The 16,964-nt window shown below is 55.5% G+C and carries 14 protein-coding genes; 10 read left to right on the top strand and 4 right to left on the bottom strand.

Annotated elements, in window-relative coordinates:
- Positions 1-160: 160 nt before the first annotated feature.
- The 9 genes from KVT34_RS23535 (at position 161) to KVT34_RS23495 (ending at position 12,579) form a co-directional block, all read left to right on the top strand.
- Complete coding sequence (locus tag KVT34_RS23535; RefSeq protein ID WP_217561682.1) at positions 161-3,700, top strand: PAS domain-containing sensor histidine kinase; 3,540 nt, start codon at positions 161-163, stop codon at positions 3,698-3,700.
- Positions 3,693-4,361 carry a response regulator transcription factor gene (locus KVT34_RS23530; RefSeq protein ID WP_217561680.1) on the top strand — a complete coding sequence of 223 codons (669 nt, stop codon included), beginning with the start codon at positions 3,693-3,695 and terminating at the stop codon, positions 4,359-4,361. Before KVT34_RS23535 ends, KVT34_RS23530 begins: the two co-directional genes overlap by 8 nt.
- A gap of 345 nt (positions 4,362-4,706) precedes the next feature.
- Positions 4,707-5,171 carry a chemotaxis protein CheX gene (locus KVT34_RS23525; RefSeq protein ID WP_217561678.1) on the top strand — a complete coding sequence of 155 codons (465 nt, stop codon included), beginning with the start codon at positions 4,707-4,709 and terminating at the stop codon, positions 5,169-5,171.
- Between the two features lie 41 nt (positions 5,172-5,212).
- Entirely contained in the window at positions 5,213-5,389 is a 177-nt protein-coding gene (locus KVT34_RS23520; RefSeq protein WP_217561676.1) for a hypothetical protein, read from the top strand.
- Positions 5,386-6,990 (top strand): methyl-accepting chemotaxis protein, encoded by a 1,605-nt coding sequence (locus KVT34_RS23515; protein ID WP_217561674.1) that lies wholly within the window; start codon positions 5,386-5,388, stop codon positions 6,988-6,990. The genes KVT34_RS23520 and KVT34_RS23515 overlap by 4 nt, the downstream gene beginning before the upstream one ends.
- Positions 6,991-7,053: 63 nt before the next feature.
- A complete protein-coding gene (locus KVT34_RS23510) occupies positions 7,054-7,506 on the top strand; it encodes a chemotaxis protein CheW (RefSeq protein ID WP_254635089.1) in 453 nt (150 codons plus the stop codon).
- 12 nt (positions 7,507-7,518) lie between these two features.
- A complete protein-coding gene (locus KVT34_RS23505; RefSeq protein WP_217561672.1) occupies positions 7,519-9,672 on the top strand; it encodes a chemotaxis protein CheA in 2,154 nt (717 codons plus the stop codon).
- A 316-nt stretch (positions 9,673-9,988) separates the two neighbouring features.
- Entirely contained in the window at positions 9,989-11,965 is a 1,977-nt protein-coding gene (locus KVT34_RS23500) for a tetratricopeptide repeat protein (protein WP_217561670.1), read from the top strand.
- A 74-nt stretch (positions 11,966-12,039) separates the two neighbouring features.
- On the top strand, positions 12,040-12,579 hold the full coding sequence (locus KVT34_RS23495; protein ID WP_217561668.1) for an STM3941 family protein: 540 nt from the start codon (positions 12,040-12,042) through the stop codon (positions 12,577-12,579).
- Between the two features lie 121 nt (positions 12,580-12,700).
- On the opposite strand, the gene KVT34_RS23490 is transcribed toward KVT34_RS23495, so the two are convergent.
- The 3 genes from KVT34_RS23490 to KVT34_RS23480 all read right to left on the bottom strand — a co-directional run bounded on the left by KVT34_RS23490 (position 12,701) and on the right by KVT34_RS23480 (position 15,502).
- Positions 12,701-13,492 carry an SDR family oxidoreductase gene (locus tag KVT34_RS23490; RefSeq protein WP_217561666.1) on the bottom strand — a complete coding sequence of 264 codons (792 nt, stop codon included), beginning with the start codon at positions 13,490-13,492 and terminating at the stop codon, positions 12,701-12,703.
- Positions 13,493-13,605: 113 nt separating this feature from the next.
- Entirely contained in the window at positions 13,606-14,643 is a 1,038-nt protein-coding gene (uxuA, locus tag KVT34_RS23485) for a mannonate dehydratase (protein ID WP_217561664.1), read from the bottom strand.
- A gap of 151 nt (positions 14,644-14,794) precedes the next feature.
- Complete coding sequence (locus KVT34_RS23480; protein ID WP_217561662.1) at positions 14,795-15,502, bottom strand: GntR family transcriptional regulator; 708 nt, start codon at positions 15,500-15,502, stop codon at positions 14,795-14,797.
- A gap of 137 nt (positions 15,503-15,639) precedes the next feature.
- On the opposite strand from KVT34_RS23480, the gene KVT34_RS23475 reads away from it, so the two are divergent.
- On the top strand, positions 15,640-15,840 hold the full coding sequence (locus tag KVT34_RS23475) for a hypothetical protein (protein ID WP_217561660.1): 201 nt from the start codon (positions 15,640-15,642) through the stop codon (positions 15,838-15,840).
- A gap of 36 nt (positions 15,841-15,876) precedes the next feature.
- Here KVT34_RS23475 and KVT34_RS23470 read toward each other — a convergent pair whose 3' ends face one another.
- Positions 15,877-16,839: an acetylxylan esterase gene (locus KVT34_RS23470; protein WP_217561658.1), complete on the bottom strand. Its 963-nt coding sequence runs from the start codon at positions 16,837-16,839 to the stop codon at positions 15,877-15,879.
- Between the last annotated feature and the right edge of the window lie 125 nt (positions 16,840-16,964).

The following is a 16,964-nucleotide window of genomic DNA, read 5'->3' as shown; positions in this document are numbered from 1 at the left end:
TTTATCCGCATTTACGCACGGATCGGGAAGGACTGGAACGTGTTTTTTCCGAACTAATAGCTAGTTGAATCCAATTCGTATCTTTCTTGTTCCATGGCAGCCGCATCTGCCGCACATCATCCCCGAGCTTACTCTTCAACGCATAAAGGAGACACACATCTTGAATGAATTTATCATCGGCGCTGTTGTATGCATCCTTCTTCTGACCGTCCAAATCCTTCTTATCTTTTACAAAAGAAATCTGGAAAAATGGAAACATCATGAAGAGCTTGTCAAAAAGTACGGCCTGCTATTGAAAATTATGCATACCGTGGATGTCGGCACTTGGTCGTATGATTACTCGTCCCGGCGCGTCCCTTTCACATCGGAAGCTCTACTCAAAATTACCGGCTATCGGCCTGAATATTTTGCTACCCAGCAAGCGTGGGAAAGAATTATCCATCCGGACGATTTTCAGCGGTACAAGGTAGCGTGCGCTAACGTCAGGCAGGGGATTTCCGATTACAGCGAGTACCGGATCGTTCACGCGACCGGCGAGATCCGGTGGGTACAGGTGCGGATGATTCCGACGCTGGATGAAACGGGCGGGCAGTTTGTCCGTCTGGACGGTGTGGTACTGGATATTACGGCCCGCAAAGCGGCGGAGGAAGCACTGCTGAGAAGCGAGCAGCGCTACCGTTCTCTCTTCGAACATCATTCGGATGTGATTGTGGAGCTGGATCTGCACGGGAAGGTTCTGGATATCAATTCGGCTGCCCTGGAAATTACGGGGAACGGGCGTAATATCGCGAACCCGCTATCGCTTATCGAATTGTTCGGTGTGGACAGCCTGAAGCGGATGTCGGTGTATTTCGAACAGGTGGTGCAGGGGACGACCCAGACGTTTGAAATGACTTCTTACCATAAAGAAGGCCGCATGTACGACTGGGATATAAGAATGGTGCCCGTGTATGTAAACAGCGCGGTTACGGGAATTTTTGTGCTGTCCCGGGACATCACTTCGCAGAAACGGACGGAGCAGTCGTTAAAAGAGAGCGAAGCTTTGTACCGTCTGATCGCGGAAAACATGACGGACCTCGTGGCCGTAATCGGTACGGACGGAAAGTTCCGCTATACGTCACCTTCCTACAAAGCGCGGCTGGGTTTGGACGGTGCGACCGAAGCGGGTTTGTCGCTGTACGATATCATGCATCCCGAAGACGAGAAGGTTCTCCGGCTTAAGCTGGAAGAAATGCCGGAATCGGCTTGCGTATGGACGGCGCGCTGCCGGCTTATTCATGGGAACGGTTCCGAGCTGCATTTTGACTGTGTGGCGAACCCTGTCCAAGGAGCCGGCGGCGAAGTCGAGAGCGTCATTGTCGTGTCCCGGGACATTACGGAGAGAGTCCGGATCGAACGGGAGCTGGTGGAGAGCGAGGAGCGCTACAGGCATCTGATCGAGCTGCTGCCCCAGCCCTTGACGATGATCCGCGACGAGCGGTTTATCTATACGAATCCCGCCGGGCTGGAGTTATTCGGCGCCGTGCAGCCCTGCGAGGTTATCGGCCGGAGCATTTACGAGTTCATGCATCCGGATTATGTGGAGCAGGCCCGCGGACGCGCGGTGGCGATGGCGCAGAAGAAATATGGCCCGACGCTGGAGTACAAGATGGTCCGGCTGGACGGCGGGGTCATCGATGTGGAAGTGACGGGCATCTACGACGGCCTCACGAACTCGTCCTTGCATGTACATACGGATATTACCGCGCGCAAGGAGATGGAGCGGGCGCTCCGGGACAGCGAAGAGCGCTACCGCAGCCTTGTGGAGCTGTCCCCGGTTTCGATCGCGCTTTATAAAGACGGGCAGGTCATCTATGCGAATCCGGCTGCGGTCCGGGTACTGGGTGCGGAATGTCCGGAGGAGATCATAGGCACGACGCCGCAGGACTGGGTTCAGCCGGGCTCGCCTGTCGTGGGAGAAGATGTTATCCGCGAATTCGGAGCCAGCAATCCTATCGACCTGGCGATTACCCGGCGCGACGGCAAGGTGGTCGATATGCTGGCGACCGCCATTTACGATGCCCGATCGGAAGCGTTCCTCGTGTTCTTCGAGGATATTACGGCGCGCAAGCAGGCCGAAACGGCCCTGGAGGAAAGCGAGCGGCTGAGCCGCAATCTGGTGGAGCTGTCGCCGATTCCGACGATTCTGACCCGGGACCACAAATTCGAATACGTGAATCCGGCGGGGCTGGATCTGTTCGGAGCGGGAACGAGCTGCAGTCTCATCGGCCGCTCGATTTACGATACCGTCCACCCGGATTACAAAGACAAGGTGCGGGCCCGCTTGCATACGGTTTACGAGAGCAAGGAAGCCACCCGCATTACGGAGAACAAAATGATCCGTCTGGACGGCCGGATCATCGACGCCGAGATGGTGTCCATTCCGATCCCTTATATCGGCAGAGATGTCGCCATGACGGTCATCCGGGATATAAGCGAACAGAAGAAGGCGGAAATGGACCGGGAGTATGCGGAACAGATTGTCCGCGAGAGCAAGGACCGCTATTATATGCTGCAGACGAGCCTGGACCGCTTCTCAAGCGATTTATTCGGGCTTATGAATGTGCAGGAGCTGGACCGGAGGCTCATTCAGGAAGTGCGGGAAATGATCCACACGGAGAAGATCAGTCTCGTTGAGGTGGACAAGCAGAACAAGATTACGGTCAAAAACGGCAGCCCGGACATTCCCCAGCACGTCTGGGAAGAGATAGTCGAGGGCTATTCCGACCCGCTGCCCGTCTGCGAAATTATCGACACGCCGGACGGCCATTTGATCCGCATCGGTGAAATAAAAGGGAATAGCTACCTGCTCTGCATCGGGGAAAAACCCCCTTCACTCGGGTTTCAATCGAAAAGGGTATGGATCAAAACGATTGCCCGCTACGCGAGTGTCCTGTACGACAATTTCAAAGTCATCGAAGATCTGACTCAGGAGCTTCGCGAGCTGGCGACCCGCCAAAAGACGCCTTCCTGGCTGATCCGGCTTTTGTTCAATTTGTCCGAAAATGAAAGCAAGCGTCTTTCCCAGGATTTGCACGACGGGGCTTTGCAGGAGCAGATCATCTGGTACCGCAAGCTGGACGAGATCACGTCGGACGCCGAGGTTCCGCCGGTCCTGCGCGAGAAGCTGGCTCAGATTACGCAGGGGCTGCTCGACGTTATTTATCAGATCCGCATCACGTGCAACGAATTGAGGCCGCCGATGCTCAAGGAAGAGGGGCTTGTGGCTTCTCTGGAGGCCCTGTTCGAATTTACTCAGCTTCGGAGCGACTATTCGATTGCTTTTGACTACACGGGTTTTCACGGCTCCCTGCACGACGACGATTTGCTGATCGGGTTGTATCGAATTGTACAGGAGCTTCTGGCCAACGCGACGAAACATTCTAACGCAGCGAAAGTTCAATTCATGTTGTCGGCTCACTCCGACCGGATTCATTTGAGTTATGAGGATAACGGAATCGGTATGGATGTTAGCGGAATGGTGGAGTCCTTCAACAGTATGGGAGTTTACGGTATTAAAGAAAGGGTTCGCAGCATGGATGGCGACGTTGAGTTTTACTCCTCCCCGAACAATGGGCTCGCCGTTCTCATTAACGTACCGGTGAAACAGAATCAGAAATTCGAAATCAGAAATTGGAGTGTTAGGGATAACGATGATTGAGATCTTATTGGTCGACGACCACCCTTCCGTCATGGAGGGGACCAAAATGCTGCTGGAGCAGGATACCAATATGAAAGTCTCGCTGGCCTATACGGCCAAAGAAGCGATGGAGCTGGCGGTTGCCCGGCGTTTTGATGTGATGCTGATCGATCTGCATATGCCTACGATGAACGGAATCGATCTGGCCAAACAAATTCTGAACCTTATTCCGGACGCCGTCATCCTCATCTACACCGGCTTTGAATTCAACAATCATTTCAATCTGATGATTGAAGCCGGGATTTCCGGTTTTGTCCTCAAAACGGCAAACAAGGAACAGCTCGTAACGGCTGTGAGGTGCGCTCTCAGGGGTGAAGCGGTGCTGCCTTTGTCCCTGGTCAAACACTTGAGGCGGACGACGGGCAGCCAGTTTGCGGAATCGGCAAGCGGCAGTCCGGAAACACAGGCGGTCAGCTCCAAGGAATACGAGATCTTGAAAGAAATTGCCAGAGGAAGAAGCAACAAGGAAATCGCCGCCTCCGTCCTGATGAGCCAGCGCTCGCTGGAGTACTGTTTGACGAACCTGTTTCACAAGCTTAACGTGAAATCAAGGATCGAAGCGGCCATGAAAGCGAAGCAGTTGGGTCTCCTGTCTGACGAAGATTTTCCGAAAATGGCCTGATAAAAAATTTATCAAGTTCGACATAAACTCAACCGTACACAGCCGTGTTACGGTTTTTTTTGTCTATTTATTACCATTAAACCGACAGGAATTTACAAGTTTCCGCAATAATTTTGCGGGTTCCCGCAAAGTTTTTTCGGTTACCACCGCTCTTTTGCGGTTTATGATTAAAGCATCTTTTAGGTCTTTTAACCTATGCCGGATTGCTCAGATTTTTAGCGCTCCCCTAGGGAGAATGCGAATTTGCGGGTAAGTGATTGCCTCTAACCGCGGGCCGCTGGCGTTTCACAGCGAGGGTCCCGGACCGAGATCATTTTATACACATATAAAGGATGGATGATTGAAGTGCAAAGTCCAAACGGAATTCAAGATTTGCTGAACAGTACCATCGCATCGATGAGCCAGGTTTTTCCCGTCCCCATTGATACGAAGCCGCCCAGTATGGTGCGAAATGCGGTTATTCAGGGCGAGATAGGGGTGTTGATCGGGATTGTCGGCGATGTCGAAGGGAGACTGGTGATCGAAGGAGATATACAAACGTTCGGTAAACTGGGACAATCCATGTTTGGCATGCCCCTTGAAGGTGAAATGCTCCATAGTTTTGTAGGTGAAATGGCGAATATGATTGCCGGAAATACATCGGCTATCGTTTATCAGAAAGGGCACAAAATCGATATTACCCCGCCCACGGTCATGGTAGGTCAAATGCAGCTTTACGGATTCGAGAAAGGGATTTCAATAGCGGTTTCTCTCCAGGAAGTCGGAACCATCCAGATGATCCTTCTTTTGCAGAAAACCGAAGCCGCTTAAGGATATAGGCAACTAAACAAGAAGATAAGGTGGGGAAACGCATGGAAAGAACGAGAGTTATTCGAGCGCTGTGGGACAATTCCAGAAGAAGAACCGATTACAATCCGGAACGAAACGAGGGAAAATTGACGAGCGAAGAAATAGACGACATTCTGCACGATCTGGAGGCCGAGCTCAAAGTGATTGAAGGGCGCAAAGGCAGGAGGTACGGACAATGAAATGGTACCGCAATCTGAAAACCTCGGCAAAGCTGGTTTCGGCATTTGTGTTTATCGCGATTCTGCTTGTATTTACGGGTTTTTTCGGACTTTTCAATATGAGCAAACTTAATAACAGCCTAAGCAGCATGTATGAGAATAACCTGGTTCCGCTTCGGGTCGTTTCGGACGCTTCCTTCTACTATCAATTGATAAGAACGGACCTCCGGGATATGAACGATTTGGCGGAAACTCCGGCTCAGAAAGACGAGTACAAGAAAAAAATCGACGAGAACGTGAACAAAATCGGTGAAAAAATAGCCGTTTACGAGAAAACCGATATAACTCAGAAGGAAAAAGATTTGCTCCAGGCTTTTCATTCCGTATGGGAGAGCTACCAGAAGCAGCTGGAGGAAGCCGTCAAAGTCGATTACGGCGATGACCGGGGAGCATTTAAAGCCCTGCTTGCGAGCGGAAGCTTCAAGACCAAAGGCGACGAGGTCATGAAGTTTTTCGACGATATGTTCGAAATTAACGTGAAGCTGGCGGAAGAGCGCAATGCCGAAGGCGCCGCCTTATACAAAAGCTCCAGCAACGTGACTTTCGGGGTGATGATCGCGGCCTTCCTGATCTCCATCGGGCTGGGGTATGCGATCGCGAGGATTATTTCCCGGCCGCTTAATCAGGTGGTCGGCCTGGTGGGTAAGGTATCCGCGGGTGATTTGACCGAAGTCACGGACATCGACACCCGCGACGAAATCGGGCAGTTGGCCAAATCCGTGAACGAAATGGTCTACAGCCTGCGAAGCACCGTAGGCGGCATTCTGGCGTCGGCCGAGAGCGTGTCGGCGGCGGCCGAGCAGATTTCGGCGAGCACGCAGGAAATCGCGAGCGGAAGCGTCAGCCAGGCGGGCGCCGCCCAAACCATCCACGAGCTGTTCAAGGAGCTGTCGACCGCGATTACGTCGGTTGCGACCAGCGCCGAACAAGCCTCGGGGGTATCGTCGGATGCGCTGAACATCGCCCAGCAGGGCGGCAAGATCGTGAACTCGTCCATCGAGAGCATGAACCAGGTCAATGAGCAGGTGTCCAGGCTCGAAGAGGATTCCAACAAAATCGGGGAGATTATCGAAGTGATTGACGATATCGCCGAGCAGACCAATCTGCTTGCCTTGAACGCGGCCATCGAAGCGGCGCGTGCAGGGGACCAGGGACGCGGGTTCGCGGTTGTCGCGGACGAAGTACGGAAACTCGCCGAGCGGAGCGGGGAAGCGACGAAGCAGATAACCGCGATCATCAAGGGCATGCAGGAGAACACGCGCCAGAGCGTCAAAGCGGTCGGCGACGGTGTGGTCCTGTCCCGCCAGACAGGCGAATCGTTCCATCATATTATCGGCATGGTGAACGAGTCGGCCAACAAGGTGATGGAGATTGCCGCGGCAAGCGAGCAGCAGGCGGCGCAGTCCACCGAGGTTATGTCGTCGATCGAGAGCATCTCCGCCGTAACCGAGCAGTCGGCGGCAAGCAGCGAAGAGACGGCCTCGACGGCCCAGTCGCTCGCCGGATTGGCGGAAGAGCTTAACCGGACGGTAGCGGTGTTTAAAATCAGCAAATCCGCCTAGCGAGGCAGGGACCCCAGTCAGCCTGATTGGGGTTATTCTTTCAACGGCGGGAGCCGATTCCGTATGAACGACAGGGAGGACCTTTTTATGCAGGGAAGCGGGCAGGAGCAATATGTGGCGTTCGGCATCGACCGGGAGCAGTACGCCATCCGGATTTACGATATTCACGAAATTATTAAAATGCAGGCCGTAACGGCCATCCCTAATGTAAAGCCCTATGTAAAAGGGGTGATCAATCTGAGAGGGCGGATCGTCCCGGTCATCTCTCTTCGGACCTTGTTCGGAATGGAAGAAGCGGAGCCGACGAAGGCGTCCCGTATTGTTGTGGTTCATCATCTGGAGGATACCGTCGGTATCATGGTGGATTATGTGAACAAAGTGACGACCTTCACGGACATTCAGCCTCCTCCGGAGCGCGTGGGCGGCGTGCAGGGCGGATTTTTTACGGGAATCGGTCTTGCGGACAGCGGCCTGGCCGGGATATTGAAACTGGACGAAGTTCTGCTTCACGAATAGGAGTTGACGGGTATGTTGTCCGAGTATAAGGAGATCTTTCTGGAGGAGCTGGAGGAACAGCTTCAGGTCATGGACGGAGAGATTCTGAAGCTGGAGCAGTCCGGTGAGTCCGGGATTGTCATTCAAAGCCTGTTCCGGGCCGCTCATACGATCAAAGGATCGTCGGCGGCGATGGGCTTCGAGGAGATGAAGCAGTTAACCCACGAGATGGAACATTTGCTGGACCGGGTTAGAAGCGGGCAGCTTGCCGTGTCCGGCGCTTTGATCGATCTTCTGTTTACCGCGCTGGATATTCTCAAGCAGCTTAAGCGCGACATCGTGGGCGGGGAGTCGTCTTCCGCAGATATTTCGGACTGCGTCCGGGCGCTGCGGAACTTCGGCGGTGAAGATCAGGACATGGACACAGATAGGGCGGATGCGGAGGTATTGCCGGCTCATCGCGGTAAACCGTCTCTATCACTCGATTTGCGGTTAAGGGTGCAGGAACGGATGGAACTCGGTCAAAAGGTGTTCTGGGTGGACATTCGGATTGCTTCCGAATGTCTGATCCGTGGAGCCCGGGCGTACGTTATCCATTCGGCGCTGAATGAGTACGGCGACGTGTTTCTGGCCGATCCGGAACCGGAAGGTCTGAACGAGGAGGGGCCCGGGGACCTGCTCTTCCTGTATGCGGGAAATCAGTCCCTGGAGGAACTGCAGGCATTCGCGGACGGCCTGATGGAGGTCGAGCGGGCCGTGGTGGAGCCGCTTGCGCAAGAGGAAGTCGCGGTAAGCGGAGCCGGGGCCGCAGAGCGTGCAGCGGGCGCTGGAGAAAGCGCAGCGCCGGCCGCGACAGGCACGGCAGGCCCCGCGGGAAGCGCGCCGGCCGCAGCGGGCACGGCAGGCCCTGCGGGGGCCGCCGGTGCCGCGCCGCCGCACGCCGCGGCACCGGCCTCCCGGCCGTCGGCCGAGGATGCTTCCGCCCCGGCGAAGGCCAAGTCTCCGACGATCCGCGTGAGCGTCGAGCGGCTGGAACACCTGATGAACCTGGTCGGAGAACTCGTGATCGACCAGACCCGCATTCATCAGGTGGAGCGGACGCAGCGGCGGCGTTTCGCCGATGAGACCGTCGACGAGCTGGGCCACATAGCCGACCATCTGTCGCGGATAATCAGCGATCTGCAGGAAAGCGTCATGAAGACGCGCATGCTGCCGATCGAACAGCTTTTCAACCGCTTTCCCCGCATGATCCGGGATCTTTCCCGCATGCTGGGCAAGGAGATTGAGCTTGTCCTCGAAGGAAAGGATACCGAGCTGGACCGGACGCTCATCGAGGAAATCGCAGACCCGCTGATCCATCTGATCCGCAATGCGGTGGATCACGGGATCGAGAAGCCGGAAGTCCGCACGCTTTCGGGCAAAAGCGCGGGAGGCGTCCTCACCATCCGGGCCGCTCACGAAGACAACCAGGTCGTCATCTACGTCCAGGACGACGGAGCGGGGATCGATCCCGCCCGGATGATCCGTTCGGCGCTGGAGAAGGGCGTCATCACTCAGGAAGAGGCCGGGCAGCTCAGCGAGCGGGAAGCCGTGGAGCTTATTTTCCGCCCGGGCTTTTCGACGGCAAGCATAGTAAGCGACGTATCCGGCAGAGGTGTCGGAATGGATATCGTCCGCAGCCACATTGAGAAGCTGAACGGGCTGATCGACATTGAAACCCGCCTCGGACAAGGAACCTGCTTCAAAATCAAACTTCCCCTGACGCTGGCCATTATCGTGGGCCTCCAGGTCAAACTCGGCGGGCGGACCTTCATCGTCCCGATGCGCAACATAGCGGAAATCGTCCGCGTGAATCCGGATGAGATCCGCAGCATCCAGGGACAGTCGGTCATCGTGCTGCGCAATCAGGTCATTCCGGTTGCCCGGCTTCACGATTATCTCCAAATCCCGTACAAGGCGAATACGGGCAGCCACATTCCGCTCGTTATCGTGGGATCGGCCGAGAAGCGCCTCGCTCTGGCGGTCGACGAATTGATCGGCAACCAGGAGATCGTCATCAAGTCGCTGGGGCCTTATATCGGAAAAGTCGAGGGCATCGCCGGGGCGACCATTCTGGGCGACGGAAACGTGGCCCTTATCCTGGAGATCGCCTCCATCATCGGCCGGACCGGCGGCCGTCCGCATTAGATTCTCGCTTCTCCCGATCCTTTTTATTCAATAGTCCTTGCCGGCAGTCTGCCGGTTGAAGGGCTATTTGTGCTTCCTTTTATCATTCCCTATAAAAACGTATACCTCCCCCGAGTAAAAATTTGTATAATAAAAGGATAGCTGTACCGGAAGAGCGTACGAAGGCAGGTTCCTTTGACGTTCTTTTCCTGCATCGGGGTCTGCGTGGGATTCTTGAAACGTGCCGAAACAGATGACGTATGAAACCGTGTTTCATTTCAGCGGATTCAGGTATACTTACTTACTGGCAAAGGACAGAACAGAGGGAGGGAAGGCCGTGAAGCTTTTTAACGGCTATTATATAAAAAAAGGCAGACAGTACATAAAAGAAGGAAATTTCGCAAAAGCGCTCCAGTATTACGAAAAAGCCGATTACGGCAAGCTGGACACCGCCGAAAAGATTCGAGTCGCGGAGGTTTATCACGAGTGCGGGCGTACGGAACACGCGTTGTCTCTCCTGGGGGAAATTATCGGGAGGGTGAGCTCGGATCAGGCTCATGAGCGGCGTGCGCATATTTTGCAGGAAATCGGTCGGGAAGAGGAGGCATTGCGGGATCTGGACGAGGCCATCCGGCTCAATCCCGAACCTTACATGTACTGGTATACGAGGGGAGTATGGCGCAAAGATTTTCAGGATTACGAGGCGGCGGCCGCCGATCTGGAGGAATGCGTCAAGCGCGAGCCCGAAGATTCCGTCGTATCGAGCTACTACGAGCTGGGCATGTGCTACTGGCGGATGGAAGATTACGGGCGGGCGGAGCAAACGTTCCGTAAAGTGCTGTCGTATCCCGACCGGGACATTCCCATTTTTCATTACAGGCTTGGAAAAACGCTGGAGAATCTGGGCCGGCTGGAAGAAGCCGCCGCTTCTATGCGCAAAGCCGTCGACCAGGTGATCGAATGGGAATACATATCCGATAAGGGGCAGCGGCTCGTGCTCACCCGGACCGGCTACGGCGCGGGTGCTTTCCGGATTTTCATGGAAGAGGCGGAGCGCACCTGCGGGTTCCGCAAGGATCTGGCGGGTCTTTATGCCGGGCTGAAACGGTACGGGGAAGCTTTGGAAGAAATCAACCGCGCTCTTGAAACCTACCCGGACAACGACGGTTTGTACCTGCAGCGTGTGGCGGTCTACCGCAGCTCGGGGCGCTGGGAGGACGCGGAGCGCGAACTGGATGTTCTGGAGAAGGAGCGGGACGTGGAAGAGCGCGTCCTGTGGATGGAAAGAGTCCTTCTCTACCGGGCGCAGAACCGGGACTCCGAAGCGGTCCCCCTGCTTCACAAGCTCTACGAGCAGGATTCCGGGAATCCGATCGTCTGCTACTGGCTGGCGGACGCTTACCTGGATCTGGGCCAGACTGAGAAAGCTCTGGAATTCAACAAGCGTCTGCTGGAACTGGAGGACGACGATCCTCTCAACGAGCAGCAGCGGGGGCTGATTCTGGAAGAGACCGGCGCTTACGGGCAGGCGGCGTCCGCTTACGGCAGAGCGATCGCGATGCAGGACCGGGCGGATTTCCGCATGAAGCGCAGCTATGCTTATTTCATGGACTCCCGCTTTGACGAGGCTCTGATGGATTTGCATCATGCGGCGGAGCTGGAGCCCGGCATTTCCGAAGGCGCCGGCTACCACCATGCGATGGGCCGGGTGCTTGAGGAGATGGGCCACCTTGACATGGCCATCGCCTCGTTTACGAAAGCAATCGATATTCAGCCGGAACATGCGGCCTATTACGAGAGCCGGGCGAAATGCTACCTCACTCTGCGCGAGCTGGAGAAAGCGGAGCTGGACTGCATCGTCGGCTACGATAAGGATGCCTCCTACACGGATCTGATCAGTCTGCGGGGCAATGTGCTGTACCTCAAAAAAGAGTACGCCGAATCACGCAACCTCGCCAGTCAGTTTTCGAGACTTCATCCGGACAGTCCTTCGGCGTTTTTCAATCTGGGTCTCGTTTGCTTCAAGCTGGAAGGGGAAGAGGATGCGGCACGCAACGCGTTCGACCAGGCTTTGGCCCTGGACCCGTCATACGGAGCCTGTTATATCTACAAGGCTTATCTGGATTACGGCCGGCTGGATTTCCGGGAGGCAATCGAGAATCTGGCCAACTGGAGCCTGTTCACGTTCCCGGAGCTTTCGCTGGAGGAAAGGCTGGAGCATCTGGAGGAGCTGGAGGGGCTGAACGAAACGGTGCTGGAAGGAGCGGCACGGCGCATTACCGAGCTGTATCAGGGACACGTCTACCTGTCTTAAATGCGTCCGTGTGTTTCAACCCGCGCGAGGCTTGTTATATAACGGATAAAGGGGAAAATTAGGGGGGATTTTTTTTGCAGCCGGTTCATCAGCCTAATGATTTGATCATTTATCCGAGTACCAAGAAAACGATAGGGCTTGTTTTGGCCGCACTCGTTTTTGTTGTACTGGGCGTCGTATTTATAGGGGCAGGGCAATCGGAGGATGAGCGTTCCCTGGGGCTTGTAGCGATCGGGGGAGTCAGCGTCGTCTTTTTCGGAGCGTGTCTGGTGTACCTGATTTACCGGCTCTTCAACCGGAAGCCTTCTCTTATCGTGAACGACGAGGGGATTGTGGACCATTCGTCGGCTATCGGCGGGGGCAAGCTGAAGTGGGCCGATATCGAGGAAATGATGCTGTACGACTATATGGGCCAGCGGTTTATCGGCATCCGTCTTCACGACGCGGAAACGTATCTGGCTCGGCAGAGCGGGTTCAAGAAAGCGCTCATGAAAGCGAATCAGGGTCTGGTGGAGGCTACGGTCAACATTACGCAGACTGCCGTGAAGATGCCTTTGGAGGAGCTGTACGAGCTGATGATGGAAAAATGGGAGCGCGACCGCGCCGGTGCCTAAAAAGGCCGGCCGCTCCCGTGACGTTACATAGGGCACCGGATGACGGCAGGCATGCGCGCCGTACGCCCGGCAAACGCCGAAAGGGCGCTCTCCACGAAAATGGAGAGCGCCCTTTGTTCGATCAGCCGCGCAGGAGCGACTCTGCGCCGTCGACGTAGATTTCCGTCCCCGTGACATGGGAGGACTCGTCGGAAGCAAGGAACAGTACGAGATCGGCCACCTGCTCGGGCTTTCCCGGCGCACCCTTGAGCGGGTGATCGCCTTCCGGGAATTCGACCGGAATTTGAACTTCCTTCAAATCGTCGGTCGGATACGTGTTGTCGTCGATATTCGTGTCGATTGCGCCCGGACAGATGGCATTTACCCGGATTTTGTACCGGGCAAGCTCCAGGGCCGCCATTTTCATAAAGGCTACCTGACCGGCCTTGGTCGTGGCATAAGTCGAAAAACCGATATTGGAAAAGACGCGGTTGCCGTTAATGGAGCTCGTAATAATCACGCTCCCGCCCTTTTCTTTCAGATGAGGAATCGCGTATTTGACGGTAGCGAACGTTCCGCGCAGATTGATGTTAATCGTCTGCTCCCATTCGTCGATCTCCAGCGTTTCGATCGGGGCTTTGGTTCCGTTGATGCCCGCATTGGCGAATACGATATCGATTCCGCCGAATCGGACGGCCGCTTGTTCCAATCCCTGTTTGATCATCTCGGGCTTGGAAATGTCGCACTCGATCACAAGAGCCTCTCCGCCGGCGCTTTCGATGTCTTTTTTCGTTTTCTCCGCATTTTCGGGGGTGCGGTCAAGCATGACGACCTTAGCTCCCTGCTGGGCCAAACGGATGGCCGAAGCTTTGCCGATCCCGGAGCCGCCGCCGGAGACGACGGCCACTTTACCTTCCAAACGTTTATCCGGCATGTGTATGCCCTCCTTATCAGCGTGAGTTCCGCCTGTTCGCAGGATCCGAACGGGATAGCAGAACGGGATAAATCTTTTAAGGAATTACCCTCACGCCGGGCGGAGTGAACCAGCTAATGGTTCAGGGCCTCGCGGATGCCGTTCAGGTAGACGATGCCGAGGGCGCGGTCGTAAAGCCCGTAGCCGGGTTTTCCCGTTTCGCCCCAGATCATACGGCCGTGGTCGGGCCGCAGAGGCCCCTCGAAGCCGACTTCTTTGAGAGCCTTCATCACTTCCACCATATCGACGGAGCCGTGCTCCGAGAGGTGGGAAGTCTCGCAGAAGCTTTTGTCCCCGATCCGCTTGATATTGCGGGCATGAACGAAGTGAATGCGCTTCTGGTGGCCGAAATGACGGAGCATGGCCGGGAAATCGTTGTCTTTATGGGCGCCCAGCGAACCGCTGCACATGCACAGGCCGTGATTCGGGCTGTCATAGAGGCCGAGGAAACGGTCGAGGTTCTCCCGGTTCGTAATGATGCGGGGAAGCCCGAAGATCGGCCACGGCGGATCGTCCGGATGAATGGCCATTTTGATGCCTTCCTCGTCGGCGACCGGCATGATTTCCCGGATGAAATAAGCGAGGTTCAGCCAGAGCTTCTCTTCGTCGACTTTTTTATAATGGTCGAAAAGTGTTTTCAACTGGTCGTCCGTATAGCTCGTATCCCAGCCGGGAAGCTTCAGCTCGCCTGTAAGCGGATTCATTTTCTGCGCGACTTCTTCCTCGTAGATGAGGGCGTTGGAGCCGTCTTCCAGCTCATAGTTGAGCGAAGTGCGGGTCCAGTCGAAGATCGGCATGAAATTATAGCAAACGGTATCGATGCCGGCTTTGGCCAGATTGCGCAGTGTCGTTTTGTAGTTGTCGATATAAGCTTGGCGCGAAGGAAGACCCAGCTTGATATTCTCGTGAATGGGGACGCTTTCAATTACGTCCAGACGGAGACCGTGATCTTCGATCGTCTGCTTCAGGCGGGTAATTTTGTCGAGCGGCCACGCATCTCCGACGGGAACATCGTAGATAGCCGATACGATTCCGGTCACGCCGGGGATTTGACGGATGTTCGTTAAAGTTACGGGATCGTTCTCGCCGAACCAGCGAAAGGTCATCTTCAAGGTGATCATCCTCCCAATAAGTTTAGAGGCCGGGGCCCCGGTACTGCGGATTAAGGAAGCCGGTGAAAATAAGCTCCGTGACGACGTACTTTAATGCCCTGCCCTCGTATGCTCAAGGGGCAAGGCATTCCGGAGTCTTCCGCTTGAGTCTTCAGTCGATGAAATAGTCGGGAAACTGCTCCCGGAGCTGCGGGATCTCATAACTCAGGCTGCCGAGATGCTGTTCCAGCAGTTGAACGGTACGCGCTTCGTCCCGCTTTTTCAAACTGTCGAACAGCTCCAGGTGCTCTTCGACCAGTTTCGGGGTCAGCCCCAGTTCTTTCATGGCCAGGTATCTGAGACGGTTCAGATGGCCCCGCATATGGTAAACCACTTCAAGCAGTGTCGCGTTGCCGGTCAGTTCCAGGACGCACTTGTGAAAAGCTTCGTCCAACTGCAGGAACTGAACCACATCCTGATGCTCCGCCGCCTCGCTCTGTTCCCGGAGGATACGGCTGATCTGTCTCTCCGCCTGCACGAACTTCTCGGAACTGTCCCAGCTTCCAGCCGCGAGCCTGAAGGCGCTGCTCTCCAGACTAAGCCGAACAAAGCTGCTTTCCTTCACTTTGGATTCCGAAATGCGGGCGATCTTCTTATGCCTTTGGGGAAGCACCTCGATCAGATGCTCCATGACAAGAAGCTGGAACGCGTCGCGGATCGGAGTGCGGCTGATCCGGAACGTATCGGCGATTTCACTTTCGAAAATCGTTTGCCCGGGTTCCAGCTTTAAAGTGATGATGGAGTCCCGCAAGGCTTCATACGCTTGTCCGCCCAACGACTTGCCGCTCGTGATGAAAGGAATTTGCCGGGTAGACGCCATAGAACTCACCTCCTTTATAGGATAGTCGGATTAAAATAAGTATACGTGTATACACGTATACGCGTCAACGAAAAACACTCCAGATGCTGGAAGGTTGCTGCGGGCTCTCCGAAAGATGCCGAATAGGAGAGCGGGCAATGGCGAAGAAACGAGCGGGCGCTCAAACCCGGCCCCAAGTCCTGAAGCGGACATGCCGCGTGTCTGAGCCGCTTGCCGGGATCGGCCCTCGGCTGGCGTCTGACTTGCCTCCCTCGGAGCCTCGCTCCATCCTGCATCCGCCGCAAAAAAAGCAGGGTCCTCCGTTATCCGTCCGCATGCTCTGCGGGCGGGTAACGTGAAGACCCTGCTTCTCAGGCCGGGCTCCCGGCGCTTCTCTACTGCGCCTCGCGGGCCCACTCGGCCAGATAGCGCCTGTGCTCCTGCTGCTGCCGCTCGCTGACTTCATGGCCGGAGAAAGGATGCACGTCGATGTGCTTATCCCCTTCGATCCGGTTGTAAGCGGCGAAGATAGCCTCGGGCCAGCACACCATATCCTTGAGCCCGACGGTCATCCGGACGGGCACTCGGATGCGGTGGGCCAGGTTCATCATATCGAAATGGGCGAGCGTTTCGAATACCGCCTCCAGCCGGTCGGGGTTCCGCTTGATAAAATCGGCGGCTTCCTTCAAGGAACCGACCGAGTTCAGCACGCCGAAATCCATGTGGCACATGTTCGGGATATCCGCAACGATCAGCGACACTTTCTCGTGAAGCGCGCCCGTGATCAGCGAGAGGCCGCCGCCTTGGCTACCGCCCACTACCGCGATTTTGGATGTCCGTACTTCCGGCCGTCCGGCGGCCCACTCGACCGCTTTGTACGCATCCAGCGTAACCGCCATGTAATAGCAGCGGTCCTTGTCGAGGATGTTCTGCGTCATCCAGCCGGTGCTGGTTCCCTCGTCGTAGTCGAGCCGGTTGCCGGTTTCGCCTCCCTGCCCCCTCACATCGACGGCAAAAACGGCAAAACCTTGCAGCAGCCAAGCCGCATACCGTTCCGGCAGGCCTTTGTCGGCCGTATATCCCGGGAACATAACGAGACAGGGGTAGCTCTTCTTTTGCATAAAAGAGGGGACCAGAAACCAGCCGTGGACGGGGGTCTCGTCAAATCCCTCGTAGGTAACGTGATAAGTATCGACGCCGTGCATCAGCGAATCTCTCTGCTCGACGCGGGCGTTGAGGGGCTTGTTTTTGAAAAGGTCCAGCTTCTTGTCCCAGAAATGATCGGCGGCGGACGGGTCCAGCGTCAGTGCGGGCTTGTACTGATGAAGAGTATGAATTCTTTTCTCGACGGCATTCATTTCCTAATCCTCCAGCAACTATGAAGTTTTATTCCATTTATTATAAACTCGGCAAGTGGAAAATACACGATGTTTTTGTGTGCGGAAGGACAGGGAGAAACGGACCGATTTGCAAAATAAGGTTG

The sequence above is a fragment of the Paenibacillus sp. GbtcB18 genome (assembly GCF_019091125.1).
Taxonomy (GTDB): domain Bacteria; phylum Bacillota; class Bacilli; order Paenibacillales; family NBRC-103111; genus Paenibacillus_F; species Paenibacillus_F chitinolyticus.
This window is presented reverse-complemented; position numbering and strand designations above follow the sequence as displayed.

What these genes read in the sequence shown, in the direction of transcription:
- KVT34_RS23510 (WP_254635089.1), top strand. Translation starts at nt 7,054, where the DNA reads ATGAACGACAGGGAGGACCTTTTTATGCAGGGAAGCGGGCAGGAGCAA.
- KVT34_RS23475 (WP_217561660.1), top strand. Translation starts at nt 15,640, where the DNA reads ATGGCGAAGAAACGAGCGGGCGCTCAAACCCGGCCCCAAGTCCTGAAG.
- KVT34_RS23470 (WP_217561658.1), bottom strand. Translation starts at nt 16,839, where the DNA reads ATGAATGCCGTCGAGAAAAGAATTCATACTCTTCATCAGTACAAGCCC.
- KVT34_RS23480 (WP_217561662.1), bottom strand. Translation starts at nt 15,502, where the DNA reads ATGGCGTCTACCCGGCAAATTCCTTTCATCACGAGCGGCAAGTCGTTG.
- KVT34_RS23490 (WP_217561666.1), bottom strand. Translation starts at nt 13,492, where the DNA reads ATGCCGGATAAACGTTTGGAAGGTAAAGTGGCCGTCGTCTCCGGCGGC.
- KVT34_RS23520 (WP_217561676.1), top strand. Translation starts at nt 5,213, where the DNA reads ATGGAAAGAACGAGAGTTATTCGAGCGCTGTGGGACAATTCCAGAAGA.
- KVT34_RS23530 (WP_217561680.1), top strand. Translation starts at nt 3,693, where the DNA reads ATGATTGAGATCTTATTGGTCGACGACCACCCTTCCGTCATGGAGGGG.
- KVT34_RS23515 (WP_217561674.1), top strand. Translation starts at nt 5,386, where the DNA reads ATGAAATGGTACCGCAATCTGAAAACCTCGGCAAAGCTGGTTTCGGCA.
- KVT34_RS23505 (WP_217561672.1), top strand. Translation starts at nt 7,519, where the DNA reads ATGTTGTCCGAGTATAAGGAGATCTTTCTGGAGGAGCTGGAGGAACAG.